Raw genomic sequence first — 26,392 nt, 5'->3', positions numbered from 1 at the left:
CGGGAAACCGCCGCCGACCGGCGGTGCCGCCGCACCGGGGAGCAACGGGGAGGACTCGTGGCCGTGAACCACTCGCCTGCGGGCCGCCCAGAGGAGCGGTCGCTGCGCATCGCGATGGTGGTTCCGCCGTGGTTGTCCGTGCCGCCGCCTGGCTACGGCGGCCTCGAACAGGTCGTCGCCGCCCTGGTGGACGCGCTCTGCGGGCAGGGGCACTCGGTGACCCTGTTCGGCGCCGGAGGTGACCACGGCACGGCGGCCGACGGCTTCGTCTCCACAGTGGCCGAGGTGCAGTACGAGCGGCTCGGCGAGTCACTGCCCGAGCTGGCCCACCTGGCCCGGGTGAATCGGCTGATCAGCCCCGCCGACTTCGACGTGATCCACGATCACACCACCATCGGTCCGCTGGTCGCCGGCCGTCGGGCCGTGCCGACTGTCGCGACGGTGCACGGCAACCCCGTCGGGGAGTACGGCGACGTGCTGAGCGACATCGACGCGGGCGTCGCACTGGTGGCCATCTCGCACGCCCAGCGCCGGCTGAACCCGAACCTGCCCTGGGCCGGCACCGTGCACAACGCGCTCGACATCCGCGGCTTCCCGCGCAAGCACACGCCCGGCGCGGGGCCGGTGCTGTGGCTGGCCCGGTTCAGCCCGGACAAGGGCCCGGACACCGCCATCCGCGCGTGCCGGGCGGCCGGACTGCCCCTGCTGTTGGCCGGCAAGTGCAACGAGCCGGCCGAGCGCCGCTACTACGAGCAGGTCGTCGCGCCGATGGTCGACGAGGACGTGACAGTCGTGCTCAACGCGGACCGCGCGACGACGCTGCGGATGCTTGTCGACGCCCGCTGCCTGATCATGCCGATCCAGTGGGACGAGCCGTTCGGCATGGTGATGCTGGAGGCGATGGCCACCGGCACCCCGGTGGTGGCGCTCAACCGGGGTGCGGTGCCGGAGCTGGTGCGGCCGGGGCTGACCGGGCTCGTCGTCGAGCGGTCGGAGGAGCTGCCCGCGGCGTTGCTCGAGGCGGAGCGACTCGACCCGGAGGACTGCGTGGCGCACGTCGCTGGGAACTTCTCGGTCGAGCGGATGGCGAGCGGCTACGCGGACGTCTATCGGCGCTTCGCCCTCGGTCGGCACGGCGTCCGTGAACCGGCCCGGGTGCCGGTGCGCTGACCCCCCGGTGTCGCCGGGTCAGGCCCCGGTCGCGCCCAGCTCGGCGATGGCGGCGTCGAGCCGAGAGGCGTACGCCGGGCTGATGCCACCCTCACCGAGACGGACGGCGACCTTCGCGCGCAGCCGGGCCACCGGCGGCGCCAGCTCTTCGCGGCCGGAGCTGACCGCCACCGTCAGGTTGCGGAGCTCGTTGCGCAGGTCGAGGGCCACGTCGTCGCGGATCTCGCCGGCGCTCAGGCCGGCGCCGATCAACCTGTCGACCCGGTTCGCGACCTCGGTCAGGGTGCCCGGGTTCGAGGTGGGCGCACCGGTGGTCGGCTTCGTCGACGGCGCCGGGGTCGGCGGGGTCGACGTGATCGGCGCGGACGACTCGGGGGCCGGCGGGTCCGTCGACGGTGTCGTGACCGGCCCGGCGGAGGGCTGCGCCCGGCGGGTCGGCTGCTGTTCGGGTAGCAGGGCCACCCCGGCCAGTGTCACCCCGACGGCCAGCACCAGCAGCAACACCAGCCGCCGCCGCGACCAGCCCGACCCGGTCGCCGGCTCGCCCGCGCTGGAGGAGGTTCCGCCGTCCGACGTGTCTCCGTCCAGTCGTGCCGCCGCCGGGACGCTGGCCGTGGCGACGGCGGGCGACTGCTGTGGCAGGGGCTGGGTGGGCACCCGGATGGTCGCCGTCGGGGGCTCGGCGGGCAGCGCGTGGTCGCGGAGCGCGGTGGCGACCTGCCGGGCGGTCGGCCGATCGGCGGGGTTCCGGGCGAGGCTGCGCAGGCAGATCTGGGCCACCGGTGCGGGCAGGTCCGGTAGGTCGGCCAGCGTCGGCGGCGGTCCAGTGGCCAGCGCGGCGCTGAGCTGCTCCCAGGTGTCCGCCGGATACGGAACCCGGCCGGTGAGCGCCTCGTGCAGCAGCACACCGAGCGAGTAGACGTCGGTGGACGGTTGGGCCGGCGCGCCGTCGAGACGTTCCGGGGCGACGTACGCCGGGGTGCCGAAGGTCTCGCCGTCCTCGTCCTCGTCGGGCGCGCCGATCCGGGTGGCGATGCCGAAGTCGAGAACCTTGACGCCCGTCCCGGTCATCATCACGTTGGCCGGGGTGATGTCCCGGTGCACGATGCCGAGCCGGTGCGCGGCGGCCAGCGCGTCCGCCACCTGCGCGCCCACCTGGACCGCCTCGGTCCACGGCAACGGCCCCTCGGTGAGCCGCAGCTTCAACTCCTCGCCGCTGAGCAACTCCATCACCACGAACGAGGTGATCGAGCCGTCCGGGTCGACCGTCTCGCCGTAGTCGTGCACCGAGGTCAGGTGCGGGTGCACCAGTTGGGCGGCGGCCCGTGCCTCCTCGCGCACCATGCCCCGGAACCGCGCGTCGGCGGCGAGTGACGGAGCGAGCACCTTCAGCGCGACCACCCGGTCCAGTACCTCGTCCCGGGCACGCCAGATGACCGACATGCCACCGGCGCCGATCTGGTCCAGAAGTCGGTATCTGCGAGCCAGTAATCGGCCCGGATGCAGCGCTGCCTTCAACGATCGCACCTGCCTCAGGGGTGGGAGCGGTATCAGGTTGCGCGAATGCGTCCTGCCTGTCAACGCCGTCGCCACCGGCCGTCGACGGACGGTGCCTGCCGTGCGCCGACCGCCGGTCGACAGCGGCCCACCGGGCGGCTGCGGGCCCGTGCCAGGATGAGAGACATGGCGGGGGGACCGGTGGCGTTCGTGCTCGGCGGTGGTGGAGTGCTCGGCGCGGTCGAGGTCGGAATGTTGCGTGCCCTGTTCCGGGCCGGTATCCAACCCGACATGGTCCTCGGCACCTCGATCGGCGCGGTCAACGGCGCGCTGGTCGCCGCGGACCCGTCGGAGGCGGTGACCGACCGGCTGGTCCGGCTCTGGGCCTCGCCGGAGGCGAGCGAGGTGTACGGCGACTCGGTCGCCCGGCAACTGCGCCGCTTCGCCGCCCGTACCCACCTGCACTCACCCCGGCCGCTGCGCCGCCTGCTCGAGACCGAGCTGGGGGTGGACACCACCTTCGCCGACCTGCGGGTGCCGTTCCGGTGCTGCGCCGCCCACATCGAGCGGGCCGCCGAGCACTGGTTCGACAGCGGTCCGGTGGTGCCGGCCGTGATGGCGTCGGCCTCGGTGCCGGGCCTGCTTCCGCCGATGGAGATCGACGGCGCGCACTACGTGGACGGCGGCATCGTCAACTCCATCCCGATCGGCGAGGCGGTGGCCGTCGGCGCCCGCCGGATCTACGTCCTCCAGGTGGGTCGGATCGAACGGGAGCTGACCCCGCCCCGTCGGCCGTGGGAGATCGCGCAGGTCGCGTTCGAGATCTCCCGCCGGCACCGCTTCTTCCGGGAGTTGGCGGCGCTGCCGGAGGGGGTGGAGGTGCACGTCCTGCCGACCGGCGGGCTCAACCCGCGCGACGACACGCCGTGGGCGTACCGGGACATGGCGGCGGTGGGCCGGCGGATCAGCCGCGCGTACACCGCCTCCCGGCGCTACCTCGCCACCCACCTGGAGAGTTGATGTCGCTGCCTCCCCGGTGGCTGCGTCGGCTGCTGCTCGCTCCCGCCGTCGTGTTGCTCGCCTTCCTCGTGGTCACCACGTTGCCGATCTGGGCGCTGCTCGCCGCAGCCGCGTCCCCGCTGGTCCCCGGCCGGTTGCGCCCGCTGCGACTGCTCTGGATCGGCTGCTTCTACCTGGTCTGGGACGCCGCCGCGCTGCTCGCGCTCTTCCTGCTCTGGGTCGTCTCCGGCTTCGGCTGGCGGGCCCGGTCCCCGGCCTTCCAGCGCGCGCACTACGTGCTGGCCGGCTGGTTCCTGCGGGTGCTGTTCTGGCAGGCACGCTGGACACTGCGCCTGAGCATCGACGTGGTGGGCACCGACCCGGACACCGCGCTGCCCGGCCGGCCCGAGCTGGTGCTCTGCCGGCACGCCGGGCCGGGCGACTCGTTCATCCTGATCCACGGGCTGGTCAACTGGTTCCACCGCGAGCCACGGATCGTCCTCAAGGACAGCCTCCAGTGGGATCCGGCGATCGACGTGCTGCTCAACCGGCTGCCCAACCGGTTCATCGCGCCGACCCCGGAGCGCGGCGAGGAGACGGTACGCCAGGTCGGGCACCTCGCCACCGGCCTGGACGACAACGACGCGTTCGTGATCTTCCCCGAGGGTGGCAACTTCACCCCCAGGCGACGGCTGCGCGCCATCGCCCGCCTGCGCTCCCTCGGCCTGGAGAGGATGGCCCTGCGCGCCGAGCGGATGCGCCACGTGCTCGCCCCGCAACCCGGTGGGATGCTCGCCGCGCTGGACGCCGCACCGGACGCCGGGGTCATCTTCGTCGCCCACACCGGTCTGGACCGGATGCTCACCGTCGCCGACGTGTGGCGGGAACTGCCGATGGACAAGCGGATCGTGATGCGGTTCTGGTCCGTGCCGCCGGAGGACGTACCGACCGGACGGCAGGAACGCATCGACTGGCTCTTCGATTGGTGGGCGCAGATTGATGCCTGGATCGCCGCTAATCGGTAAATGTCCGCGTAGGGTGCGGGCGTGGACGAGATCTGCGTGGTGACAACGGTGGTGGACGCGCGTTCGGTCGCCGACGTGCTGGCGGCTGCGGCCGTCGCCGGCAGGCTCGCCGCCTGCGCCCAGGTTGGTGGTCAGGTGGACAGCACCTACTGGTGGCGGTCCGGGATGGAGACGAGCACCGAGTGGTCGGTGCAGTTCAAGACCGCACCGGATCGGCTCACCGCGTTGCTGGACCAGATCCGGGTCAGCCACCCGTACGAGGTGCCGGAGATCCTGGTGTCCAGGGTGGAGAGCGGCAACCCCGACTACGCCACCTGGGTGTACGAGCACACCCGATCCTGAGTACGCGCACTCTGGGTCGTACCCCGGTCGGTTGTCGATGATGACCGGGTGGACGACACCCGTTACCCCTGCCCCGCCTGCGGTGCACCGGCCGATCTGAGCGCCGGTTGCTCCGGCTGCCGACGCGCGCCCGACCCGATCGCCGCCGAGGTGGTTCGGCTGAGCCGGGAGGTCGCCGAGCTTGAGCCGCAGGTGGAGCGGGCTCGCCGCGCGTACGCCGAGCTGGCCGGGCGGCTGTCGACAGTGTCCGGGCGGCGGGCCGAACTGGCCGCCGTCGTCCGCGCCGGGTTGGCGGCCTCGGTCGTGGCGCGCCAGGCGCCTGTCGTCGGCCCGGCGCCGTTCATCGGTCCGGGCCCCGGGGTCGCCACGGGTTCGCGGCCGGGTGCGGCGGAGACCTCGACCCGCACGGTCCAGGGCCTGCTCTTCGTCCTCGGTGGACTCCTGCTGGGCACCGCGGCGGTGGTGTTCACAGCGGTGGCCTGGGCGGCGGTGGGGGTCGCCGGGCGGGCGTTGATCCTGGTGGCGTTCACAGCGCTCGCGCTGGGCGTACCGCTGCTGGCGGTCCGGCGGGGGCTGCGCGGTACGGCGGAGACGTTCGCCGCGGTGGGATTGCTGCTGGTGGTGCTGGACGGTTACGCGGCCTGGTCGGTGGACCTGGCGGGCGTGACCGGCTGGCCGGGCAGCCGGTACGCCGCGCTGGTCGGGGGGGCCAGCGCGGCGGTCGCCGTGGCGTACGGCCGGTGGAGCGGGTTGACGGGGCCCTGGTTCGCCGCCCTGGTGGCCGTCCAGCCGGCGTTGCCGCTGCTCGCTGCCGAGGCCGGGCTGGGCGCGGCGGGGTGGGCGTTGGTACTGCTCGGGGTGGCGTCGCTGAACCTGGCCGTGCTGGCCGCGCTGCGTGGCCGGGGAGGCGCGGCGCAGCTCGTCGGCCGGGTGTTGGCCGGTGCCGGTCACGTCGCCGCGCTGGTGGGTGCCTCGGCGTGCGCGATGGTGCCGCTGGTCGCTGGGCGGGCGGGGGGCTCGCCACTGCTGGCCGGGGTGCCGCTGTTGCTTGTCGCGTTGACCGGGTTCGGTGCGGCCTGGCTCGTCGGGGGGCGGGCGCTGCGGGCGGTGGCGGCCGGGTTGCTGGTGCCGGTGCTCGCCGCCGCCCTGCTGCGTCCGGTGGCGGAGCTGCGGCCGTCAGTGCTGCTGCTCGCGGCGGCGATGGTGGCGCTGGCGATGGCCGCCGCCGTGCGGTTCCTGCCGGCGGTGTCGGCGGTGGACGGTGGCGGGGGTTGGCGGACCGGTCCGCGGGCCGGCGCGCTGGTCGTCGCGGCGGGTACGGCGCAGGTCACCGCGTTGATCACCATCGGGCTGGCGGTCGCCGCCGTCGGCCGGTCGCTGCCGCCCTGGAGCGGTGCCGGGACCGGGCCCGACCTGAGCTGGGGTTGGCAGCTGGCACCCGCTGTGGCACTGGCGATCGGCGCCACGGTGCTGCTGCTCCCTCTGAACACGCGGGCGGTGCTCGTCACGGCCGGCGCGGTGGCGGTGCTCTTCGCCGTACCCGCCGGCTGGTCGGCCTCCTGGCCTCAGGTGGTGGCCATCGACCTGGTCGGCGGGGTCGCGCTGCTGTTCGCCGTGCTGGCCCGCCCGGGTACCCCATCGGTCGCCCTGCGCACCCGCGCGCTCGGCGGTGCCGTCCTGCTCGGGCACGGGCTGCTGGTTGCCCTGGCCGCGCCGACCGGTGCCCTGGTGGCGCTCGGCGCGCTCGCCGTGGTCGGGCTGGCACTGGCCGTCCGGCGGGGCGCCGGCGCGTACCGGGAGGTGGCCGGCGTGGGTCTGCTGGTCGGGCAGCTCGCGCTGCCCGGGATAGCGGCGGTGGCGATGTTCGCCGCGGGCGGGCCGCCCTGGTGGCAGGCCCGGCTCGCGCTGGCCGCCGCCGGGCTGTCGCTGGTCGCGGCGCTCGCGGCCCGCCGCCACCGGGTGGAGCTGATCGGGTACGCCGTGACCGGCGCCGTCGCGGCAGTGACAGTGCCCGGCCTCGCGCCTCTGGTAGGGGCGGGTGACGAGCCGCTCGTGCTGTACGCGGCGCTGGCCGCGCTGGGTGTCACGTTCGTCGCCTGCTGGCTGCCATCGGCGAGCGCCCCCGGCCAGGCGGCCCTCGGGGACCGGTCGGCGGCCCACGGGCGCGAGTCGGCCCGGTCGGCGCTGTTGCTGGCGGCCGGCGGAACGCTGGCGGTGGTCGCCGTCCTGGCGGCCCTGCCGACAGTGCTGACCGCGCTCGGGTCGCCCTACGGCGGCGGGAACCGGGTGTGGTCGGGGGTGCCCACTGTCGTCGCCGACCCGACGGTGCTCCCGGTCGGGTTCGCGCTGCTCGTGCTGGCGGTGGCCGGCGCGCTGGCCGGTCGGCGGTTCGGCCTGCCGGTGCCACCCGCGCTGCCGTTCGTCGCGGCGGCGCTGCCGGTGCTGCTCATCGCGATCGGCGCGCCGTGGCCGGTGCTGCCGGCCGCCGTTCTGCTCGCCGGCCTGGCGGCGCTGCTGTTCACCGCGCTGGCGGCGGCCCGCCCGGCGCTCACACCGGTCGCCGTGCCGGTGGGCGTGGTGCTGGTGGCCTCCGGTGTGCTCGGTCTCCTGGTCACCCGCGCCGGGACGCTTGCCGCCGAGGGGGCGCTGCTGGTGGCGGCGGTCGCGGTCGCCGCCGGGGCGCGCCGGTTCGAGGTACGGGTCGCCGGCTGTCTCGCCGCCGTGGGCGCGGCGTCCGCGTTGGCGGTGACCGCCCCGCTCGCCGGTGGGCTTCCCTTGCGGGCCGCCGCGTACCCACTGCTGACGGTGGCAGCGTTGGTGCTGGCCGCCGCGGCGGTCACCCCGGCGCGGGTCCGGCTGGGACGGGTGCTGGACGCCGCCGCGCAGGCCGTCGCGCTGGTGGCGGCGGTGCTCGCCGTCGAGGCGGCGCGGCACCTCGCCACCGTCTGCGTGCTCTGGGGTGTCGCCGTCGCGCTGCGGCTGCTGCGCCGGGGCGAACCGGCCGGCCGGCGGTGGGCGTTCGCCGGGATCGCCGCCGGCAGCGAGTTGCTCGGGGCCTGGGTGCTGCTGGCCGCCGGTGGGGTGACGGTGCTGGAGGCGTACACGCTGCCGGCCGCGGCGCTCGCCGTCGGGGCGGGCCTGCTGGCGTTGCGCACCCGCCCGGGGCTGACCAGCTGGCCGGCCCTCGGCCCGGGGCTGGTCGCGGCGTTGCTGCCCAGCCTCGTGTCGGTGCTGGCCGGGGCGGACCCGCAGCCCTGGCGGCGACTGCTCCTCGGCGTGGCGGCGACCGGCGCGGTGCTGGCCGGCGCGACCCGCCGGTGGCAGGCGCCGGTGCTGCTCGGCGGCGGGGTGTTGACGTTGTTGGCGCTGCACGAGCTGGCCCGGGGGTGGGATCTGCTGCCCCGGTGGATCTACCTGGGAATCGGCGGGCTGGCGCTGGTCGGGCTCGCCGCCACCTACGAGCGGCGTCGACGTGACCTGGCTCGACTGCGCGCCGCGGTGGGCCGACTGACCTGAGTCGAACCATTAGGGGTAGGGCCTGCCCTACCCCCCATTCGGGGGTTGTCGGGGTTACTGAGGGCTACCGCGATCGGGAGACTTGACATTAAGCCCGAACCACACCGGTACGGGCGCAAGCGGAACGGGAGCAGCGATGGCGCTCGGAGCGGTGGCGGAACCGCCGGTACGACGGCGAGGCAGTGACTACGCACAGTTGTCCCGACGGATCAGCCAGGCGGGCCTGCTGGATCGGCGCCCCGGCTGGTATGTCACCCGCATCGTGCTCACCCTCGGTGCCTTCGTGGCCGGCTGGGTGGCCGTGTTCCTGCTCGGCGACTCCTGGTGGCAGCTCCCGCTCGCGGCCCTGATGGCAGTGGCCACCACCCAGGTGGCGTTCCTCGGTCACGACGCGGGGCACCGCCAGATGTTCCGTCGGCGTGGCCCCAGCGAGTTGGTCGGGCTGCTCGCCGGCAACGTGGCGGTGGGGATCAGCTACGGCTGGTGGGTCGACAAGCACAACCGGCACCACGCCAACCCGAACCACGAGGACGAGGACCCGGACGTCGGCGCGGGGGCCCTGGTGTGGACGCCCGAGCAGGCGTTGGAGACCCGGGGGTTCGGCCGTTGGATGGCGCAGCGGCAGGCGTATTTCTTCTTCCCGATGCTGCTGCTCGAGGGCCTGAGCCTGCACGTGGCGAGCATCCGGGCGATCGTCGGGCGGGAGGACGGCAAGTACGCCGTCCCGATGCGGCACCGGGCGGTCGAGGCGGCGTTGCTCGTCGCGCACACCGCCGCCTACGTGGCGCTGCTGTTGGCGGTCATGTCCCCGGTCAAGGCGCTGCTCTTCGCCGTCGTGCACCAGGCGCTGTGGGGCCTCTACATGGGCTGCGCGTTCGCGCCGAACCACAAGGGCATGCCGATGCCGACCGCCGAGGATGAGCTGGACTTCCTGCGTAAGCAGGTGCTGACCTCCCGCAACGTGCGCGGCAGCCGACTGGTGGACACCACGCTCGGCGGCCTCAACTACCAGATCGAGCACCACCTCTTCCCGAACATGCCCCGCGCCAACCTGCGCCGGGCCCAGCCGATCGTTCGCGCCTACTGTGTCGAGCAGGGCATCCCGTACGCGGAGACCGGGCTGGTCGAGTCGTACCGGCAGGCTCTCGGCCACCTGCACGAGGTGGGTCGGCCGCTGCGCGGCTGAACACACCAGGGGGAAGGTGGGGGCGGTGCCAAACGGCACCGCCCCCACCTGCGCGTATCGGGCCGATCGACATCCCGCTACCGCTGGTCGATGCCGGCCGGCGTCCCCGGTAGGGTCGGCGCATGGTAGACCTGCTCACCGCGGACGCGGTGCGAGAAGAGCTGAGCCGGTTGCCCGACTGGTCGGGTGACCCGACCGGCATCGGCCGTACCGTCCAGCTCGGCAGTTTCCCGGCGGCCATCGCCGTGGTGGACCGGGTGGCGAACCTGGCCGAGGAACTCGACCACCATCCCGACATCGACATCCGATGGCGGACCCTGACCTTCCGCTGTGTCACGCACTCGGCCGGTGGGGTCACCCACCGGGACATCGAGTTGGCCGGGCGGATCGACGACATCGTCCGGAGCGCGGCATGAGATTTGAGATCAGCAAGGTGTTGGACGCCATCGAGGGTCGCGTCTGCACCGACCCGTCACTGGCCCGAGCCGTGATCGACCTGGCCGAGGTGATCCGCTACCAGGACATCGACGGTGGCCGGCCGGCCAGCCTGCTGCGCCTCGGCATGGTCATCGACGCGCTCTCCCGCGAGCTGGAGGAGGACAGCGTCCAGGTCTACGCGGTCGTGCACCGGGCGTTGCTCTCCGACGCCGACCTCACCTCGAACGAGCGGATGGTCGTCCGCCGCTGGGCCGACGACGGGCTCGTCGAGGTGCTCGACAACCCGGGCGACCGGATGTTGGAGGTCGCCGACCTGCTCGGTCTGCCGGTGCTCAGCCGAGTCCGCTTCGACGGGTTGCGCGGTCGGTTCCCGTGGCTGGTCGAACAGCCCGGTCGGGTGGTCGCGCCGGTGCCGGGCGCCGGCGGGCCGGTGTTCATCGCGCACGTCGGTGGTGGGCACTCGCCGGTGGCCGGGAAGCGGTCGCCGACCGGCGTCAAGCTGCTGGCCCGCCAGTGGCGCTGCCCGGAGTCGGGCTGCGCGCTGTTCGGCGGTGGTGGTGGGGGTGGCGCGTTCGCCGACCTGGCCGGGGGTGCCGACCGCAGCCCCGCAGCGCAGCCGCCGCCCGCGCTGCGCAACGGCGTGCCGACCTGCCCCCGCCATGGCGTACGGCTCGGTGACGCCGGCCCGCGTCCGCGTACCGAGGTGCTCGCGGTGCGCGTCGGCGGCCTGGTCCGACGGCGGTTCGTGCTCAGCGAGGAACAGCCGATCGTGGCCGGTCGGGCTCCCGAGCAGGACGGCGGGATCATGCTCGGGCAGTGGCTCAACGACGAGGCCCGGCGCTGGATCAGCCGTGGTCACGTCCGCTTCGAGCTGCGGGTCGGCGAGGTCATCGTGACCGACGTCAGCACCAACGGCTCCGGCATCCGCCCGGCCGGTTCGATGACCGAGTCCGACCGGATCCCGCTGGCGCCGCAGCAGTCCCGGGTGCTGGGTGAGAACGACATGGTGGAGCTGTACCCGGGGGTGCAGATCGGTCGGGCCGAGGAGTTGCCCACCGGTGCCCCGTTCACCCCCACCTCGGTGATGGCCGAGGCCCCGACGATGGCCATGCGCCTGCCCCGCCCCTGACGCGAAAGGCGGGCGCCGGAATCCCGACGCCCGCCTTTCACCACGTTCCCGGGTCAGCCGGCAAGCACCTCGGCCAGCCGGGTCACCGCCAGGTCGATCTCCTCCTCGGTGATCACCAACGGCGGGGCGAGCCGGATGGTGGAGCCGTGGGTGTCCTTGGCGAGCACTCCGCGCGCGGCAAGCCGCTCACACGCCTCCCGACCGCTCATCAGCGCCGGGTCGATGTCCAGCCCGGCCCACAGGCCACGGACGCGTACCCCGACGAGCCCCTTGCCGAGCAGCCCTTCCAGACCGGCCCGTAGCCGCTCACCCAGCTCGGCCGAGCGGCGCTGGAACTCGCCGGTGGCCAGCAGCCGGACCACCTCGATCGCCACCGCGCAGGCGAGCGGGTTGCCGCCGAAGGTGGAGCCGTGCTGACCGGGCTTGAGCACGCCGAGGACGTCGGCGTTCGCGGCCACCGCGGAGACCGGCACGATGCCGCCGCCGAGCGCCTTGCCGAGCAGGTACATGTCCGGCACGACGCCCTCGTGGTCACAGGCGAAGGTCGCGCCGGTACGCCCTAGACCCGACTGGATCTCGTCGGCGATGAACAGCACGTCGCGTTCGGTGCAGAGCTGGCGTACGCCCGGCAGGTAGCCCTCCGGCGGCACCACCACACCCTGCTCACCCTGGATCGGCTCCAGCAGCACGGCGACTGTGTTCTCGTCGATCGCGGCGGTCAGCGCGGCCAGGTCGCCGTACGGCACGACAGTGAACCCCGGGGTGTACGGCCCGAAGTCGGCGCGGGCGTCCTCGTCGGTGGAGAAGCTCACGATGGTGGTGGTCCGCCCGTGGAAGTTGCCCTCGGCGACCACGATGTTGGCCTGTCCGGCGGGCACGCCCTTGACCTGGTAGCCCCACTTGCGGGCCACCTTGATCCCGGTCTCCACCGCCTCGGCGCCGGTGTTCATCGGCAGCACGAGGTCCTTGCCGCACAGCTCGGCCAGCTCCCGGCAGAAGTCGGCGAACTGGTCGTGGATGAACGCCCTGCTGGTCAGCGTCAGCCGGTCCAGTTGGGCGTGCGCGGCGGCGATCAACTGTGGGTGGCGGTGACCGAAGTTCAGCGCGGAGTAGCCGGCCAGGCAGTCCAGGTAGCGGCGCCCGTCCACGTCGGTGAGCCAGGCGCCCTCGGCGGACGAGATCACCACCGGCAGCGGGTGGTAGTTGTGCGCGGTCCAGCGCTCGGCGTCCCGGACCGCTCCCGGCGTACGCAGCTTGTCATCCACTATCACTTGCGTGCCTTTCCCTGACGGAGTCGCAGCGTGCAGCACTTCGGTCCGCCGCCGGCCTTACGTAGCTCGGACAGGTCGACCCCGATGGTTTCGTAGCCCCGGTCGCGCAGCTTGGCGGCCAGGTCGGTGGCCTGCGCGGGCAGCACCACGTGCCGTCCGTCGCTGACCGCGTTCAGCCCCAGCACCTCGGCGTCGGCCATCGTGGCGTGCACCGCGTCGGGGAAGAGCCGGCGCAGCACAGCCTGGCTGCCCGGGGAGAAAGCCTCCGGCAGGTACGCCACGGTCCACTCGTCGAGCACTGTCAACGCGGTGTCCAGGTGGTAGAAGCGCGGGTCGACAAGTTGCATGGTGATCACCGGGTAGCCGAAGACCTCCTGCAACTGGGCGTGTGCGGCGTGCGCCGTGCGGAAGCCGGTGCCGGCCAGCAGGTGGTCACCGGCCAGCAGGACGTCGCCCTCGCCCTCGTTGACGTGCTTCGGGTCGTACATCTCGAAGCCGGCGGCCTCGAACCAGGCCCGGTACGCGGGCGCCTCGTCGGCGCGCTGCGGGTCGCGGAACTGTACGGCCATCGCCTTGCCGTCGATCACGGTGCCGCCGTTGGCGGCGAAGACCATGTCAGGCAGGCCGGGCACCGGAGTGATCTCCTCGACGGTGTGGCCCAGGTCAAGGTACGTCTGGCGCAGCTGCTCCCACTGCCGGACGGCCAGCGCGGCGTCGACCGGCGCGCTCGGGTCCATCCAGGGATTGATCGCGTAATCGACGGCGAAGTACGTCGGCCGGCACATCAACAGGCGCTGGCTGGTGGCGTCCATCGTCATTGTCCTGCTCCCAGGGGTCGGGCGCGCCCGGCCACCGTGGCCCACGGGCTGGCGCCGTTGCTCAACGGTATGCGGCGTCAGCGGCAGGATCCACCACCGAGAGTTGCGCAGACCGAACATTCGTTGCGTGTGGCGGGCCGTGTGAAGCGATTTGTTGCGTTGGAGCGTGGACGCGTCGGGTCTCTTGCCGCAGGCGAGGCGATCGGAGTGGGGGCGGGGGCCGAGAGTCGGGGCCGGAGGACTCGTTCGCAGCCTTTGCTCTGCTGCCCTATATGCGCCGCCAGACCGGTTCCACCCTCACCGGCGAGTACCGGATCCGTCGACCACTGTCCGGCGCCGCCGCGCCGGAAGCCTGCCGGACGCCCGGTGGAAGCCCGCCGGACGCCGGTGGAAGCCCCGCCGGACGCCCGGTGGCGCATATAGGTATGCAGAGCAAAGGGCGGTGTTCGTGGTTCTCCCGACCGCGGGGACGCGCGAGTTCGCTGCTCGGCGACCTGGACCGGAACCGTCGAACCCCGGACACACTTCAGGGGCGGCGAACCGCCGCCCCTGAAAGGGTGTCGCCCGGCCGGTGAACCACCGGACTGATCGGGCTGCCGGCGAACCGCCGGCTGTTCGCCGGTGCATCACCGGCGAGCGGAACAGTGCCCGCTAGAAACGATCCACAAACTGTGAGTCAAGCCACTCTCGGAAGCGCGGCACCCAGTCGCCGTCGGTGGTCGGCCAGTCGAACTGGCCGGTCATCGCGAGCACCCCGATCACGACCGCGGCCAACCCGATCAGCACGCCGAAGAGCGCGTCGGTCTTGCCGGCGACGTGCCGACGACGGGTGGCCATCAGGCCGAGGACCGCGAGCACCGCGCCGAACGCGCCGAGCCCGATTCCGTACCCGGCCAGGGTCCCGGTCAGCACGAACATCGCGCCGGCGACCGAGACGATCAGGCCGAGGGTGGCGAGCAGGCTGGCCCGCGGCTTCGGGCCACGCGTCACCGGCGGCTCGGGCGTGCTCACGCCCGGGGTCGGGTCGACCGGGCGGTCCGTGGCGACCCGGTCGGTGGTGTCGGGCCGACGGGTGGTGCTGTCGAGGTCGGCGTCCCGCTCGGCGGTGCGCGCCGTCGTCGGGGCGACGGTGGGCCGGGACTCGGTCTCCACCCCGTGGGCGGTGCGGGGCTCGGGTGCGACCGGGCTGGTCGTGCCGGTAACCGGCTCGGGTGCGACGGGGCGGGTCGTGCCGTTCACCGGCTCGGGTGCGACCGGGCGGGAGGCGGTGCCCCGGGAATCGGTCTCCGCCGGTCGCCCGGTGGCGGCTCGGGCAACCGCCGCCCGCTCGTTTGCCCGCCGCTCGGCCTCGCTGGTCTGGCCGCCGGTCGCGCCGGCGCTGCGATACGTCGTCTGCTCGGCGTCCCGGTCGGTGACCACCGGGCGGCCGACGGTGTCGTCGGACTGACCGGTCTCGGTGACCGGGGTGTCGCGGCCGTCGACGCGGCCGTCGAGGTTCTCGTCCCGCGTCGGTGCCGGCTCGGACCGGCGGGACAGCGAAGGAATCCTGACCACTACACACCTCCTGATGAATGCGTGGTGGCCGACGGAAAGGGTGGCACCCACGCGGTGTCGGCCCTCAAATACCCACCTGGGCGTTTCCTGACACCAATCCTGGGTACGGTCGCCGAGAACGGCCCTGACCGGGCGGGGCTGGCTATCCTTGGCACCTGTGCCAGAGGGACACACGATCCATCGCCTGGCGGCCCGGCACGCCGAGCTGTTCGCCGGGGACAAGCTGCACGCCGCCAGCCCGCAGGGCCGCTTCGCCGAGGGTGCCACCCGGCTCTCCGGGACGGTGCTGGAGGGCACCGAGGCGTACGGCAAGCATCTGCTGCACCACTACGCAGGCGAGCTGACGTTGCACGTACACCTCGGGTTGTACGGCACGTTCACCGACGGGCCGGGGGAGCCGCCGGAGCCGGTCGGGCAGGTGCGACTACGACTGGTCAGCGACCGGCACTGGCTCGACCTGCGCGGGCCGACGGCCTGCGAGCTGCTCAGCCCACCCGAGGTGGCCGCGCTGCGCGACCGTCTTGGGCCGGACCCGTTGCGCGCCGACGCCGACCCGGAGCGGGCGTACGCCCGGATCGCCCGCAGCCCCACCCCTCTCGCCGCGCTGTTGCTGGACCAGTCCGTGGTGGCCGGCACCGGTTTGATCTTCGTGACCGAGGCGCTCTTCCGGGCGGGGCTGCCGCCGACGATGCCGGGCCGACAGTTGACCACTACCGGCTGGGACGCGCTCTGGGCCGACCTGGTCGGGCTCATGCGGCTCGCGGTCGAGCACGGCCGGATCGACACGGTCCGCGACGCGCACCTGCCGGAGGCGATGGGGCGGCCGGCGCGGGTGGACCGGCACGGCGGCGAGGTGTACGTCTACCGCCGCCCGGGAGCGCCCTGCCACGTCTGCGGCACCGAGGTCAGTCGCGGCGAACTAGCCGGCCGCAACCTGTACTGGTGCCCCACCTGCCAAACCGCCTGACCCCGCCCCGCCCGCCCCGCGCCCCCGTACCCCCGCGCCGATCTTGCAGTTTCTGTTGTCGGCATGGGTGGATATGCACCCTAGGTCGGGACAGAAAGTGCAAGATCGCGGAGGTGGGTCGGGGGCACCGCCGCGTGATCGCCGAGCCGGGCCTTAGTCGGTGTCGAGCAGCCAGCGGACCACTTCGATCTTCTCGGGGAAGACGGTGTCGTCGGCGACGCTCCAGGACAGCGTGTGGCCGATCGTCCAACCCCGGACCCGCTCCCGGTCCAGGCCCAGTTCATCGCTGAGCCGGTGCAGTCGATGCCGGACGGCGGCCGGGGAGTGGCCCAACTCCGGGCCGCGCACCATCGGCACGACCGAGAACTCCCGTTCCCCGGTCAGCGGCTTCGGGTCGATCGCCAGCCAAGGCCCTCGGGCGGCGTCGAGTGCGTCGGCGGCGAGGATGTTGCCGGCGTGCAGGTCCTGGTTGACCAGCACCTGCTCGCCCTGGCTCGACGCCAGGCCGGTGACCAGTTCGAGCGCCGCGTCCAGCAGCCGTCGCTCATACGGTCGGCCGGCCCGTTCCCAGGCCCGGGGCATCCGGTCGATCCAGCCGGCGGCCTCCTGGGCCAGCGGTGCGAACGGCGCGCCGGCCGGTCGCCAGAGCCGGGGGAGCAGATCGACCACCACGTCCAGCGCTCGGTCCGGCGGTAGGTCGTGCAGGGGTGTGCCGGGCTGGCAGCGTTCGAGCAGCAGGGCACGCCGCTCGGGGTCGTGGGCGAGCAGACGGATCGCCGCGTCACCGTCCCACTGGGCCAAGGCGTCGGCCTCGTACCGGCTCTCCTCGTCGGGAAACTGGAGCTTCAGCACCGCCGCGGTGCCGTCGGGCAGGTGGGCGGGGAGCGCCAGTGAGGCGTACGCCTGCCGGAAGGGCGGGCCGACCCGCAGCGACCAGCGCTCGGCGCACTCGTTCAGCCACGTCGGGAGTGCGGCCAGCCAGGCGCGACCGGCCTGTGATCCGCGTACCCAGTCGAGTCCCTCGGGCAGATCCATCCGGCGCTCCTGAGTCGTGCGGCGATTCGTGCCGGCCGCCAGGTGATTCGGCCGGGCCACGGCGTTCACACGCCGGTCCACAGTGGCTAGCGTGGACGGGTGCAGATTGGTGTGAACGTACCGAACTTCGCCCCGGGCACCGACCCCGACGTGCTGCGCCGGTGGGCGCAGACGGTGGAGGGTCTCGGCTTCGACCTGTTGATGGTTTCCGATCACATCGCGGTGACACCGGACGTGGCCGAGCAGTATCCGGCGCCGTTCTACGAGCCGTTCACCACGCTGTCCTGGCTGGCCGGGGTGACCAGCCGGGTTCGGCTGGGCACGACTGTGCTCATCGTCCCGTACCGGCACCCGCTGCTCACCGCCCGGATGGCGGCGAACCTCAACCGGCTCAGCGGCGGCCGGCTCGTCCTCGGTGTCGGCGTCGGCTGGGCCCGGCAGGAGTTCGAGGCGCTCGGCGTGCCGTTCCGGCAGCGCGGCGCGCTGACCGACGAGTACCTGCACACCATGCGCGAGGCCTGGCAGGACACCGACGACTACGACACGGCTGCGATCCCGATCTGGGTCGGGGGCAACAGCGAGGCCGGCATGCGCCGCGCGGTACTGCTCGGTGACGCGTGGCACCCGCTGCGGATCACGCCGGCACGGCTCGCCGAGGCGGTCGGACGACTGGCGGAGATCGCCGACGAGTTGGGTCGCCCGGTGCCGGCAGTGGTGCCGCGGATCGCGCTCCAGGAGACCCGAGAACCGATCATCGACCCGGACCGGCTCGCCGGTGTCGGCACCATCGATCAGATCGTCGCCGACCTGGACAAGCTTCGTTCGCTCGGCGCGGACACGGTGGTGCTGGACCCGTTCAACGGCGACCTGACCGAGATCCGTCAGCCCGAACGCGCCTGGCGGACCCTTGCGGCAGTGGCCGCACATCACGCAACCCAGGAGGACCGATGACCCCCGACGACGAGAAGTTTCTCCGCCACGCCGTGGAAATCGCCAGGCGGGCGGGGGCTTCCGGCGAACGGCCGTTCGGCTCGTTGCTGGTCGACGCGGCCGGCGTCGTCCTGATCGAGGACCACAACACTGTGGTTTCCGACGCGGACATCAGCGCCCATCCGGAGTTGAAGCTGGCCCGCTGGGCGGCTCGGGAACTCTCCCCCGAGGTGGCAGCCGGCACCACCATGTTCACCAGTTGTCAGCCCTGCGCGATGTGCGCGACGGCGATCGACCGGTCCGGCCTCGGGCGGGTGGTGTACGCGCTGTCCACCGAGCAGTTCGAGGAGGTCAAGCCGGCCACCCCGCCGCTGCCACCGGTCCGCTACGAGGGGCCGGCGCTGTTCGACGAGGCACGCCAGCCGATCGACGACTACTACTGACCGGGCCCGTCTGAGGCGGTCTGGTAGGTGAGGGCGAGACGACCGGTCACGTCCACCGTCACGACACCTGTCCGCGCCGAGGCCGAGGGCTGCCCCGGGTGCTCAGGCCGTGTTGCGGACGCGTGCGCGCCACAGGTCGTCCTGGGAGCCTGCCTTGTGCCAGAGGTGGGCGACGCCCTCCGGGCCGAGGTCGTCGAGGGGTACGAGGAAGTCAGTGGACAGCGTTCTAGCGAATTCGTCGACATCGGCGATCATGCGGGGGGTGCTGGCGGCGGCACCCAGCCGACGCAACGTCCGGGACAGCAGGACCAGGGTGTGGTCGCCGCTCGGCCGAGCGGCCATGAGCGTGGTGACGTATGCCGAGGCGGGGGACGTGGACAGCTCCCGGGAGTGGGTGGCGAAGTCGGCGACCTCCCGTGGCTGCAGGCGTAGGTCGTAGGAGGCGATGGTTCCGCCGGGGTGGTGGTGGAAGCGCCAGGTATCCCGATCGAGCCGCTCAAGCCGGTAGGCCAGGCTTCCCTGAATGTGGGGCCCTTCCCGCATCGGCAACGGCTGGATGAATCCGTCGCCGATGCCGGCGTCGACCAGCCAGCGTCGGCCACCGAGGTCGACCAGCAGCGCGTTGTGGTTGCCCCACATCGCCTCCCCGCGGGTAGCGCGCATGACTGCGGCCTCCACCATCGTCACCTGGAAGCCAGCCAGACGCAGCAGCATGGCCAGGCCGGCGTTCTGCTCGTAGCAGTAACCGCCGCGCCGCCGCCGCACGAGCTTGTCGAAGAGCGCCTCCGCATCGAGGGCGATCGGCCGGCCGAGCTGGATGTCGAGGTTTTCGTACGGCACCGCGTATCGCCAGGCCTGATGCAGTGCGAACAGCGTTTCCACGTCGGCTGCGACGCGCCCGTGGTGCCCGATTCTGTGCAACGTCTGCCTCATCGCTGCCTTTGTGTCCATCATCGACCTCCTAAGTGAGAGAACTTCCTCCGTTTAGGAAAGTGTAAGTGAGAGAATGGCATCCGTATACTGGTCAGGTGAAGAACGAGAGCCCCAGGCTCCGGGCGGACGCCAGGCACAACCGCGAACAGATCATCGAGGCGGCCCGCACACTCATCGCCGAACGCGGTGTCGAAGTGCCGATGGAGGAGGTGGCCCGCCGCGCCGGTGTCGGGGCCGCCACCCTCTATCGCCGGTTCCCCGACCGTGAGGCTCTGGTACGCGGGGTCGCGCTGGACGGCTTCGACCGCGTGGTCGCCATCGCTCGCGACGCCGAAGACGAGGAGCCGGACGCGTGGCATGCGCTCGCACGCTTCGTCCGCCGGGCGGCCGCCGAACTGAGGCTGGCGACCTGGCTGTCGATCTGGTTCACCAGCACCTGGGAAGAGCTGCACGCCGAGCCCGAGGAGCAGCGGCTCCGTCAAGCCCTGCTGAAGATCCTCGACCGGCTCGTCCGCCGCGCCCAAGCCGACGGTGACCTGCGTCCCGACGTGGACGCCGGCGACCTGACCCTCATGATGGCGCTGCTGCTGAGGCCACTACCCGGCCTACGCGCGGAGCTCACCCAGCGCAGCGTGGACCGCTACCTGACCCTCATGCTCGAGGGCCTGCGTGCTGGCCCGGACGTCCAAGCCCTTCCCCCCGCCGAGATCGGCCTGGTCGACCTCGGGGGCGCCTGATGGATGCGGGGGCGCGGACCATCGCCACAGACGGGCGGCCGCCCCCGTTGCGATGTGACGCAGCAGGAATTGACAGTCGGCCCGCTGCCAGAGCAGGGTTGAGCGGTGACAACGATGTCAACGGGCAAATGGGAGGAAAAGCCTCCCGCCGCGCTCCGACCCCGGCCAGTCGATTCGTGGCGTACCGTTGGCGGTTTTGCGGCGCGGACCCGGTCCGTCGCCGATCCTGGCCGTATGTCCCTTTCCTACCCGACGGTGACCAGCTGAGATGACCGACGTGCCCCGATCCGACGCCGCAACGACCCCTGCTCCGGTGGGGTCACCAGACCTGCCCGATCTGAACGAGTTCCTCGTCGACCAGACCCGGACGCTGCTCGACACCGCCCGCCGCTCGGTCCGGCCCGAGGGCGGCTTCTGGTGGCTCACCGACGACCGCACCCCGGATCGCGGCGAACCGATCCACACCTGGATCACCTGCCGGATGACCCACGTGGCCGCCCTCGCCCACCGCAACGGCGACCCGGACGCCGCCGCCCTGGTCGACCACGGGATCACCGCGCTCAGCACGCTGCTGCGCGACGACCGGTACGGCGGCTGGTTCGGCGCGGTGGACCAGCAGGGAGTACCCGTCAACGACCGTAAGGCCGGCTACGACCACGCGTTCGTGCTGCTCGCCGCCTCCAGCGCCGCGCGCGCCGGACGGCCCGGCGCGGACCGGCTGCTCGCCGACGTGCTGGACGTTGTGCGGGACCGGTTCTGGGACGACGACGGCGGCGCGGTCCGCGAATCGTGGAACCGGGACTGGACGGTCACCGAGGACTACCGGGGCGCCAACAGCAGCATGCACATGGTCGAGGCGTTCCTCGGCGCTGCCGCCGCCACCGGTGACGCGAGCTGGGCCGACCGGGCCCTGCGGATCGCCACCCACCTCGTGCACGGTGAGGCGGCCCGACACGACTGGCGGCTGCCCGAGCACTTCACCACCGACTGGACGCCGCTGCCCGACTACAACCGGGACCAGCCCGCCGACCCGTTCCGGCCGTACGGCTCCACGATCGGGCACTGGCTGGAGTGGGCCCGGCTGCTGCTGGAGTTGGAGGCGGTGCTGCCGCAGCCACCCCGCTGGCTGCTCGCCGACGCCCGCGCCCTGTTCGCCGCGGCCGTGCGTCGCGGCTGGGCGGTCGACGGCGCGGACGGCTTCATCTACACCATCGACTGGGACGACCGGCCGGTGGTGCGCTCCCGGATGCACTGGGTTCTCGCCGAGGCCATCGGCGCGGCGATCACCCTGCACCGCCGCACCGGGGACACCGTCTACCTCGACTGGTACCGGGTCTTCTGGGCGTACGCCCGTCGCGGTCTCATCGACCAGACCGGATGGCGGCACGAGTTGGACGCGCAGAACCTGCCCGCCGACACGGTCTGGCACGGCCGACCGGACGTCTACCACGCCTACCAGGCGGTACTGCTGTCCCGGGCGGCCGACGGGCTCGGCGGCCCCGGCCCGCTCGCACCGGGGGAGGTGACCGCGTGATCGTCGTCGCGGGTGAGGCGCTGATCGACCTCGTCGTCACCGCCGAGGGGCAGCGGGCCGTGCCCGGTGGCTCCCCGGCGAACGTCGCGGTCACCCTGGCCCGGCTCGACCAGCCGGTACGACTGCTGGCTCGACTCGCCAGCGATGCGTACGGTCGGCAACTCGTCGAGCATCTGAGCGCCAACCGGGTGGACCTGGAGTGGGCGGTACGCGCCGAGGAGCCCACGTCGGTGGCGGTGGCCACCCTGAACGCCGCCGGGCAGGCCAGCTACGAGTTCCGGCTGGCCGGTGCGGCCGACTGGCAATGGACGCCGCAGGAGCTGCCCGAGCTGGCCGGCTCACCGGCGATCGCGCTGCACACCGGATCCCTCGCGCTCGCGTTGGCACCCGGCGCGAACGCGCTGGAGGGCCTGCTCACCCGGGAACGCCGGCGGGATGGGCTCACCGTCTCCATCGACCTCAACCTGCGCCCGAGCATCGTCACCGACCGGGCGGCGGAGCAGGAACGGGTAGGCCGGCAGATTCGCCTCGCGCACCTGGTCAAGGCCAGCGACGAGGACCTGGCCTGGCTCTACCCGGGCCGTTCCGTGGCCGACGTGATGACCGAGTGGCGTACCGCCGGTGTGTCCTGCGCCGTGGTGACCCGCGGCGGGGACGGCGCATGGCTGCTCGCGCCGGACGGCTCGCTGCACGAGGAGCCGGCGGTCCGCACCACGGTGGTCGACACCGTCGGCGCCGGCGACTCGTTCACCGGTGGCCTGCTGGCCGCGCTGGCCGACCTCGACGCGCTCGGTGACCGCCCCGCCGAACGGCTCGCCGCGGTGACCCCGCAGCAGTGGGGTGCGGTGCTCCGGCAGGCCGCCACTGTGGCCGCGCTGACCTGCGGCCGTCGGGGTGCCGACCCGCCCCGCCGCTCGGAGGTGGCGGCCCGCCTCACCCCCGCGAACTGACTCCTTTGCTCTGCACCCGCGGATGCGACGGCTACGAGCCGTGACCGGTCGTGACCGCTGGTGACCGGTCGTGACCGGTGCGCATAAGGGTGCAGAGCAAAGGAGGGGGCAGGGGGTTGTCGGCCTTGCTCCTCCGGGGCGAGCACGTCCTGCTCAACGCTCGCGGTTCGCCACCGGATGGGGTGGGCGGGGGTCAGGTGAGGCCGCGGGGTCGGAGCCGCGTGGGGAGCACCGTGGTTGTCGGTGGGGAGTCGTCGCCGGCTATGCGCTCGAACAGCCGTTCTGTGGCGACCCTCGCCAGTTCCCGGGTGTCGTAGGCGACGACGGTCAGCGGTCGGGGCATCAGGTGGGCCAGCTCGAAGTCGTCGAAGCCGACCAGCGCGGCGTCACTGCCCCGCCGGTGCAGCTCCTGGAGCGCGCCGACGGTGAGCCGGTTGTTGGCGCAGAAGAACGCGGTGGGCGGCTGCGGAAGGTCGAGCAGCGCGGCCACCGCCCGGCTGGCCTCCTCGGGAGCGATGAGCCGCTCACGGATCAGCGACTCGTCCGGCTCGACCCCGGCGGCGTCCAGTGCCGCCCGTGCCCCGGCCAGCCGCTCCCGCATCGTGGGTACGCTCGGAGCGCCGAGCAGCAGCCCCACCCGTCGATGCCCCTCGTCGAGCAGCGCGCTCACCCCGGCGTGGCTGCCACCCCGGTTGTCCAACAGCACGGCGTCGGCCTGAAGCCCCTGCGGCGGCCGGTCCAGGAACACCACAGGCATGCCCAGCTCGACCTCCCGACGCAGGAACGAGTGGTCCAGGCCCGCCGGCACCACCAGCAGGCCGTCGACGCGGCGTTGGGTGAAGTCCTGGAGCAGGGCGCGTTCGCGCTCCGGGTCCTCCTCCGACGACGCGGTGATCAGCATGGTGCCGTGGGCGGCGGCGATCTCGGCGGCGACGCTCGCGATGGTCGCGTAGAACGGGTTGGCGATCTCCTCGATCAGCAGCCCGACCGTGGCGTTGAGCTGCCGGGAGCGCAGGTTACGAGCGATGTCGTTGCGCCGGAAGCCCAGCTCGGCGATGGCGGCCAGGACCCGGCCGACCAACTCCTGGCCGACCGGCTCGTCGTTCACGACCCGGGAGACCGTCTTCAGGCTGACGTCGGCCCGCCGGGCCACGTCGACCATCGTGGGACGCCGACGCACTGTCGGCCGGGTCGGGGTCTGGGTCACGGGGTGGTCCTCCACGGCAGGCGCGGGTCAACGGTCGAGGGCGGCGAGCGCGTCGACCGCTTTTCGGGCGGCGATGAGCACCGGATCCCAGACCGGCGCGTACGGCGGAGCGTAGCCCAGGTCCAGCTGTGTCATATCGTCCACCGTCATGCCGTTCCACAGCGCCACGGCCAGCGAGTCGATCCGTTTGGCCGCCTCGGACCACCCGACGATCTGCGCGCCGAGCAACCGGCCGCTGGGGCGCTCGGCGATCAGCTTGACGGTCATCGGCCGGGCACCCGGGTAGTAGCCGGCCCGGTTGGTCGACTCGGCGATCACCGAGACGAACTCGAAGCCGGCAGCCGTGGCGTCGCGCTCGCGCAGACCCGTCCGACCCACCTCCAGGTCGCAGACCTTCGTCACCGCCGTGCCGATCACACCCGTGAAGGTGGCGTACCCGCCGCCGATGTTGATCCCGGCGACCCGGCCCTGCTTGTTGGCGTGCGTGCCGAGCGGCACGTGCACCGGCAACCCGCTGACCCGGTGCAGGGTCTCCACGCAGTCACCGGCCGCCCAGACCCCGGGGTGCCCGGGCACCCGCATCCGGCGGTCCACCCGGATCGCGCCGGTCGGCCCGAGGGGCAGCCCGGCCGCCTCCGCGAGCGCGGCGTTGGGGCGTACGCCCAGACCCATGACCACGACGTCGGTCGGGATCGGCCCCTCGGCGGTGACCACGGCGGACACCCGGCCGTCCCGCTCCTCCAGGCCGGTCACCGGCAGGCTGCCGCGGATCGTGATGCCGAGGCCGCGCATCGCCTCGGCGACCAGCTCGCCCATGTCGCTGTCGACAGTCGACATGGGCTGCTCGCCGGCCTCCACCAGGGTCACCGAGAGGCCGCGTTGGATGAGGGCCTCGGCGATCTCGACGCCGATGTACCCGCCGCCGACCACCACGGCCCGGCGCGGCTGCGGGTCGGCGTCCAGCCAGTCGCGTAGCGCCGCGCCGTCGTCGAGGGTCTGCATGCCGAACACGCCGCCCGCGTCGGTGATCGCCCACGACGGTTTCACCGGCACCGCGCCGGTGGCGTACATCAGGTCGTCGAAGCGTTCGCGGACCTCGCCGCCGCCCTTCAGGTCCCGCGCGACCACCTCGCGGCGTTCCAGGTCGATGGCAGTGACCTCGTGACGCATCCGGACGTCCATCGCGTAGTCGGTGCGGAACGTCTCCGGGGTCCGGGCGATCAACGCCTCGGGGCCGGGCACCAGGCCGCTGATCCAGTACGGGATGCCGCACGCCGAGTAGGAGGTGAAGTTGCCCCGCTCGAAGACCACGATCTCCAGGTCGCCACGGTCACGGCGGCGTCGGGCCTGGGACGCCGCCGACATACCGGCGGCGTCCCCGCCGATGACGATCAGCCGTTGCGCCACGGGTTCATCCTGTCATGCGGTGATCAGCCGCGGGTCTGCCGCGCGACGTCCTGCACCACGTCGGTGAGTCGGCCTGTGCGCTCGAACACCGCGCGCTGCCGCGCCGCGCCGCTGCCGTGCCGGCGCAACCCACCCAGCAGGTCGGTCACCTCGGCCCAGTCGCCGTGCTGCTCCAGCGCGGGCCGCATCCGCTCCACGAACCGGTCCAACAGCTCCCAGGCCGGGCGCAGCTCACCGTTGGTGACGTCGACGGCTTCACCTTCCAGGCCGTCATGGGCGGCCCGCCAGTGCGCCCCGACCAGCAGGTGGTGGTCGGTCTGCAACGCCGGTCGGCCGGCCTCGACATCCGCCATGGCGGTGGCCACCAGCGCCCGGACCAGCGCGGCGACCAGCACCGCGTCGTCCACCGACGGGCAGACGTCGCCGATCCGCAGCTCCACGGTCGGATACTTCGCCGACAGGCGGGCGTACCAGTAGAGCATCCCCTCGTCGAGCATCACCCCGCTGGAGATCAACTGGCGGATCAGCCGCTGGTAGTGCTCGTGCGACTCCAGGAACGGCGTCGGCGCCACCGACGGCCAGCGCTCCCACTCCACCGAGCGCCAACTGGCGTAGCCGGTGTCCTCGCCCCGGGAGAACGGCGAGTTGGTGGTGACCGCGTGCAGCATTGGCAGCCACGGCCGTACGTGGTTGAGCACCTGCACGCCGGTGTCCGGGTCGGGCACCCCGACGTGTACGTGCATGCCGTTGTTGCCGGGGCCGGGGACGAGCAGCCGGAACCGCTCGATCATCCGGTCGAAGCGGGGCTTGTCCACCACTGGCGGCACCGGGCCGTCCACCGGGCCGGTGCCGATGGCGAGTAGGCGTACGCCAGCCCGCTCGGCGGCGTCGGAGAGCGCCCGACGCAGGACGCCGAGGGAGTGCCGGATCGACGAGAGTTCCAGGCCGGGCGGGCTGCCGATCTCGATCTGACTGGTCTGGAACTCCCGCTCCACCTGCCCGCGAAGTTCGGCCGGCACCTGCTCCATGACCAGGTCCACGGCCGGAACCGCGGCCCCGGTGTGCGGGTCGACGAGCAGGAACTCCTCCTCGACACCCACGGTGAGCAACCCGGTCGCCGCAGCCATGTCGCTGGGCGCCTCCGCCACCTGACCCGTCATCGACATCACCCGTCCGTTCCTACCGTTCGCGGTCCATCCGCGCCGGTCCTTCGTGGTTACCCAACGTGGCGATGCCGGGAAACGTGGCGGCGACGCGGCGTTGGAGGGCGGGCCGCCGGATTCGGCTGGGTGACGTGACAGCGG

The 26,392-nt window shown here is 72.8% G+C and carries 23 protein-coding genes; 14 read left to right on the top strand and 9 right to left on the bottom strand.

Features of this window, described 5'->3' with window-relative positions:
* Positions 1-114: 114 nt before the first annotated feature.
* Positions 115-1,170, top strand: a complete 1,056-nt coding sequence (locus NIE111_RS28765) for a glycosyltransferase family 4 protein (protein WP_238687479.1) — start codon at positions 115-117, stop codon at positions 1,168-1,170.
* 18 nt (positions 1,171-1,188) lie between these two features.
* On the opposite strand, the gene NIE111_RS28760 is transcribed toward NIE111_RS28765, so the two are convergent.
* Positions 1,189-2,688, bottom strand: coding sequence for a serine/threonine-protein kinase (locus NIE111_RS28760; RefSeq protein WP_274531797.1), 1,500 nt, complete (start codon positions 2,686-2,688; stop codon positions 1,189-1,191).
* Between the two features lie 165 nt (positions 2,689-2,853).
* Here NIE111_RS28760 and NIE111_RS28755 point away from each other — a divergent pair, with 165 nt between their 5' ends.
* From NIE111_RS28755 to NIE111_RS28725, 7 genes are all read left to right on the top strand, one after another.
* Positions 2,854-3,687, top strand: a complete 834-nt coding sequence (locus NIE111_RS28755) for a patatin-like phospholipase family protein (protein ID WP_238687406.1) — start codon at positions 2,854-2,856, stop codon at positions 3,685-3,687.
* Positions 3,687-4,691 carry a 1-acyl-sn-glycerol-3-phosphate acyltransferase gene (locus NIE111_RS28750; RefSeq protein ID WP_238687405.1) on the top strand — a complete coding sequence of 335 codons (1,005 nt, stop codon included), beginning with the start codon at positions 3,687-3,689 and terminating at the stop codon, positions 4,689-4,691. Before NIE111_RS28755 ends, NIE111_RS28750 begins: the two co-directional genes overlap by 1 nt.
* A 21-nt stretch (positions 4,692-4,712) precedes the next feature.
* The gene (cutA, locus tag NIE111_RS28745; protein ID WP_091406014.1) at positions 4,713-5,033 is read left to right on the top strand and encodes a divalent-cation tolerance protein CutA; all 321 of its coding nucleotides are present in this window, start codon (positions 4,713-4,715) and stop codon (positions 5,031-5,033) included.
* A 48-nt stretch (positions 5,034-5,081) separates the two neighbouring features.
* Positions 5,082-8,549 (top strand): SCO7613 C-terminal domain-containing membrane protein, encoded by a 3,468-nt coding sequence (locus tag NIE111_RS28740; RefSeq protein ID WP_238687404.1) that lies wholly within the window; start codon positions 5,082-5,084, stop codon positions 8,547-8,549.
* Between the two features lie 136 nt (positions 8,550-8,685).
* The gene (locus tag NIE111_RS28735) at positions 8,686-9,735 is read left to right on the top strand and encodes a fatty acid desaturase family protein (RefSeq protein WP_238687403.1); all 1,050 of its coding nucleotides are present in this window, start codon (positions 8,686-8,688) and stop codon (positions 9,733-9,735) included.
* A gap of 122 nt (positions 9,736-9,857) precedes the next feature.
* Positions 9,858-10,151 carry a 4a-hydroxytetrahydrobiopterin dehydratase gene (locus tag NIE111_RS28730; RefSeq protein ID WP_238687402.1) on the top strand — a complete coding sequence of 98 codons (294 nt, stop codon included), beginning with the start codon at positions 9,858-9,860 and terminating at the stop codon, positions 10,149-10,151.
* Entirely contained in the window at positions 10,148-11,302 is a 1,155-nt protein-coding gene (locus NIE111_RS28725; RefSeq protein WP_238687401.1) for an FHA domain-containing protein, read from the top strand. The genes NIE111_RS28730 and NIE111_RS28725 overlap by 4 nt, the downstream gene beginning before the upstream one ends.
* A gap of 53 nt (positions 11,303-11,355) precedes the next feature.
* Here the strand turns inward: NIE111_RS28725 and rocD are convergent, their stop codons facing one another.
* The 3 genes from rocD to NIE111_RS28710 all read right to left on the bottom strand — a co-directional run bounded on the left by rocD (position 11,356) and on the right by NIE111_RS28710 (position 14,945).
* Positions 11,356-12,570 (bottom strand): ornithine--oxo-acid transaminase, encoded by a 1,215-nt coding sequence (gene rocD, locus NIE111_RS28720; protein WP_238687478.1) that lies wholly within the window; start codon positions 12,568-12,570, stop codon positions 11,356-11,358.
* Positions 12,570-13,385, bottom strand: a complete 816-nt coding sequence (gene ddaH / locus NIE111_RS28715) for a dimethylargininase (RefSeq protein WP_238687477.1) — start codon at positions 13,383-13,385, stop codon at positions 12,570-12,572. Before ddaH ends, rocD begins: the two co-directional genes overlap by 1 nt.
* Positions 13,386-14,042: 657 nt before the next feature.
* Positions 14,043-14,945, bottom strand: a complete 903-nt coding sequence (locus NIE111_RS28710) for a DMT family transporter (protein ID WP_238687400.1) — start codon at positions 14,943-14,945, stop codon at positions 14,043-14,045.
* 157 nt (positions 14,946-15,102) lie between these two features.
* Here NIE111_RS28710 and NIE111_RS28705 point away from each other — a divergent pair, with 157 nt between their 5' ends.
* Complete coding sequence (locus NIE111_RS28705) at positions 15,103-15,912, top strand: Fpg/Nei family DNA glycosylase (RefSeq protein ID WP_238687399.1); 810 nt, start codon at positions 15,103-15,105, stop codon at positions 15,910-15,912.
* A gap of 153 nt (positions 15,913-16,065) precedes the next feature.
* On the opposite strand, the gene NIE111_RS28700 is transcribed toward NIE111_RS28705, so the two are convergent.
* Complete coding sequence (locus tag NIE111_RS28700) at positions 16,066-16,947, bottom strand: aminoglycoside phosphotransferase family protein (RefSeq protein ID WP_238687398.1); 882 nt, start codon at positions 16,945-16,947, stop codon at positions 16,066-16,068.
* Between the two features lie 99 nt (positions 16,948-17,046).
* On the opposite strand from NIE111_RS28700, the gene NIE111_RS28695 reads away from it, so the two are divergent.
* Complete coding sequence (locus NIE111_RS28695; RefSeq protein ID WP_238687397.1) at positions 17,047-17,898, top strand: LLM class flavin-dependent oxidoreductase; 852 nt, start codon at positions 17,047-17,049, stop codon at positions 17,896-17,898.
* Positions 17,895-18,320: a nucleoside deaminase gene (locus NIE111_RS28690; RefSeq protein WP_091405997.1), complete on the top strand. Its 426-nt coding sequence runs from the start codon at positions 17,895-17,897 to the stop codon at positions 18,318-18,320. The genes NIE111_RS28695 and NIE111_RS28690 overlap by 4 nt, the downstream gene beginning before the upstream one ends.
* Positions 18,321-18,422: 102 nt before the next feature.
* Here NIE111_RS28690 and NIE111_RS28685 read toward each other — a convergent pair whose 3' ends face one another.
* The gene (locus tag NIE111_RS28685) at positions 18,423-19,202 is read right to left on the bottom strand and encodes an arylamine N-acetyltransferase family protein (protein WP_238687396.1); all 780 of its coding nucleotides are present in this window, start codon (positions 19,200-19,202) and stop codon (positions 18,423-18,425) included.
* Positions 19,203-19,348: 146 nt separating this feature from the next.
* On the opposite strand from NIE111_RS28685, the gene NIE111_RS28680 reads away from it, so the two are divergent.
* The 3 genes from NIE111_RS28680 to NIE111_RS28670 all read left to right on the top strand — a co-directional run bounded on the left by NIE111_RS28680 (position 19,349) and on the right by NIE111_RS28670 (position 22,474).
* The gene (locus NIE111_RS28680) at positions 19,349-19,990 is read left to right on the top strand and encodes a TetR/AcrR family transcriptional regulator (protein ID WP_238687395.1); all 642 of its coding nucleotides are present in this window, start codon (positions 19,349-19,351) and stop codon (positions 19,988-19,990) included.
* Positions 19,991-20,258: 268 nt separating this feature from the next.
* Entirely contained in the window at positions 20,259-21,524 is a 1,266-nt protein-coding gene (locus NIE111_RS28675) for an AGE family epimerase/isomerase (protein WP_308193770.1), read from the top strand.
* Entirely contained in the window at positions 21,521-22,474 is a 954-nt protein-coding gene (locus tag NIE111_RS28670; protein WP_238687394.1) for a carbohydrate kinase family protein, read from the top strand. The genes NIE111_RS28675 and NIE111_RS28670 overlap by 4 nt, the downstream gene beginning before the upstream one ends.
* A 193-nt stretch (positions 22,475-22,667) precedes the next feature.
* Here NIE111_RS28670 and NIE111_RS28665 read toward each other — a convergent pair whose 3' ends face one another.
* The 3 genes from NIE111_RS28665 to NIE111_RS28655 form a co-directional block, all read right to left on the bottom strand.
* Positions 22,668-23,636, bottom strand: coding sequence for a LacI family DNA-binding transcriptional regulator (locus tag NIE111_RS28665; RefSeq protein ID WP_238687476.1), 969 nt, complete (start codon positions 23,634-23,636; stop codon positions 22,668-22,670).
* Positions 23,637-23,708: 72 nt separating this feature from the next.
* The gene (locus tag NIE111_RS28660) at positions 23,709-25,088 is read right to left on the bottom strand and encodes an FAD-dependent oxidoreductase (RefSeq protein ID WP_238687393.1); all 1,380 of its coding nucleotides are present in this window, start codon (positions 25,086-25,088) and stop codon (positions 23,709-23,711) included.
* A gap of 23 nt (positions 25,089-25,111) precedes the next feature.
* A complete protein-coding gene (locus NIE111_RS28655) occupies positions 25,112-26,254 on the bottom strand; it encodes a carboxylate-amine ligase (RefSeq protein WP_372488423.1) in 1,143 nt (380 codons plus the stop codon).
* Positions 26,255-26,392: the final 138 nt, after the last annotated feature.

The sequence above is a fragment of the Micromonospora hortensis genome (assembly GCF_022230935.1).
GTDB lineage: Bacteria > Actinomycetota > Actinomycetes > Mycobacteriales > Micromonosporaceae > Micromonospora > Micromonospora hortensis.
The sequence above is the reverse complement of the archived record's forward strand: the minus strand, read 5'-3'. Positions and strand labels throughout refer to the sequence as shown.

Coding starts and splice junctions, on each gene's coding strand:
- NIE111_RS28765 (WP_238687479.1), top strand. CDS start 115: ATGGTGGTTCCGCCGTGGTTGTCCGTGCCGCCGCCTGGCTACGGCGGC.
- NIE111_RS28755 (WP_238687406.1), top strand. CDS start 2,854: ATGGCGGGGGGACCGGTGGCGTTCGTGCTCGGCGGTGGTGGAGTGCTC.
- NIE111_RS28750 (WP_238687405.1), top strand. CDS start 3,687: ATGTCGCTGCCTCCCCGGTGGCTGCGTCGGCTGCTGCTCGCTCCCGCC.
- NIE111_RS28735 (WP_238687403.1), top strand. CDS start 8,686: ATGGCGCTCGGAGCGGTGGCGGAACCGCCGGTACGACGGCGAGGCAGT.
- NIE111_RS28730 (WP_238687402.1), top strand. CDS start 9,858: ATGGTAGACCTGCTCACCGCGGACGCGGTGCGAGAAGAGCTGAGCCGG.
- NIE111_RS28725 (WP_238687401.1), top strand. CDS start 10,148: ATGAGATTTGAGATCAGCAAGGTGTTGGACGCCATCGAGGGTCGCGTC.
- ddaH (WP_238687477.1), bottom strand. CDS start 13,385: ATGGACGCCACCAGCCAGCGCCTGTTGATGTGCCGGCCGACGTACTTC.
- NIE111_RS28700 (WP_238687398.1), bottom strand. CDS start 16,947: ATGGATCTGCCCGAGGGACTCGACTGGGTACGCGGATCACAGGCCGGT.
- NIE111_RS28690 (WP_091405997.1), top strand. CDS start 17,895: ATGACCCCCGACGACGAGAAGTTTCTCCGCCACGCCGTGGAAATCGCC.
- NIE111_RS28675 (WP_308193770.1), top strand. CDS start 20,259: ATGACCGACGTGCCCCGATCCGACGCCGCAACGACCCCTGCTCCGGTG.
- NIE111_RS28665 (WP_238687476.1), bottom strand. CDS start 23,636: ATGGTCGACGTGGCCCGGCGGGCCGACGTCAGCCTGAAGACGGTCTCC.
- NIE111_RS28655 (WP_372488423.1), bottom strand. CDS start 26,254: ATGTCGATGACGGGTCAGGTGGCGGAGGCGCCCAGCGACATGGCTGCG.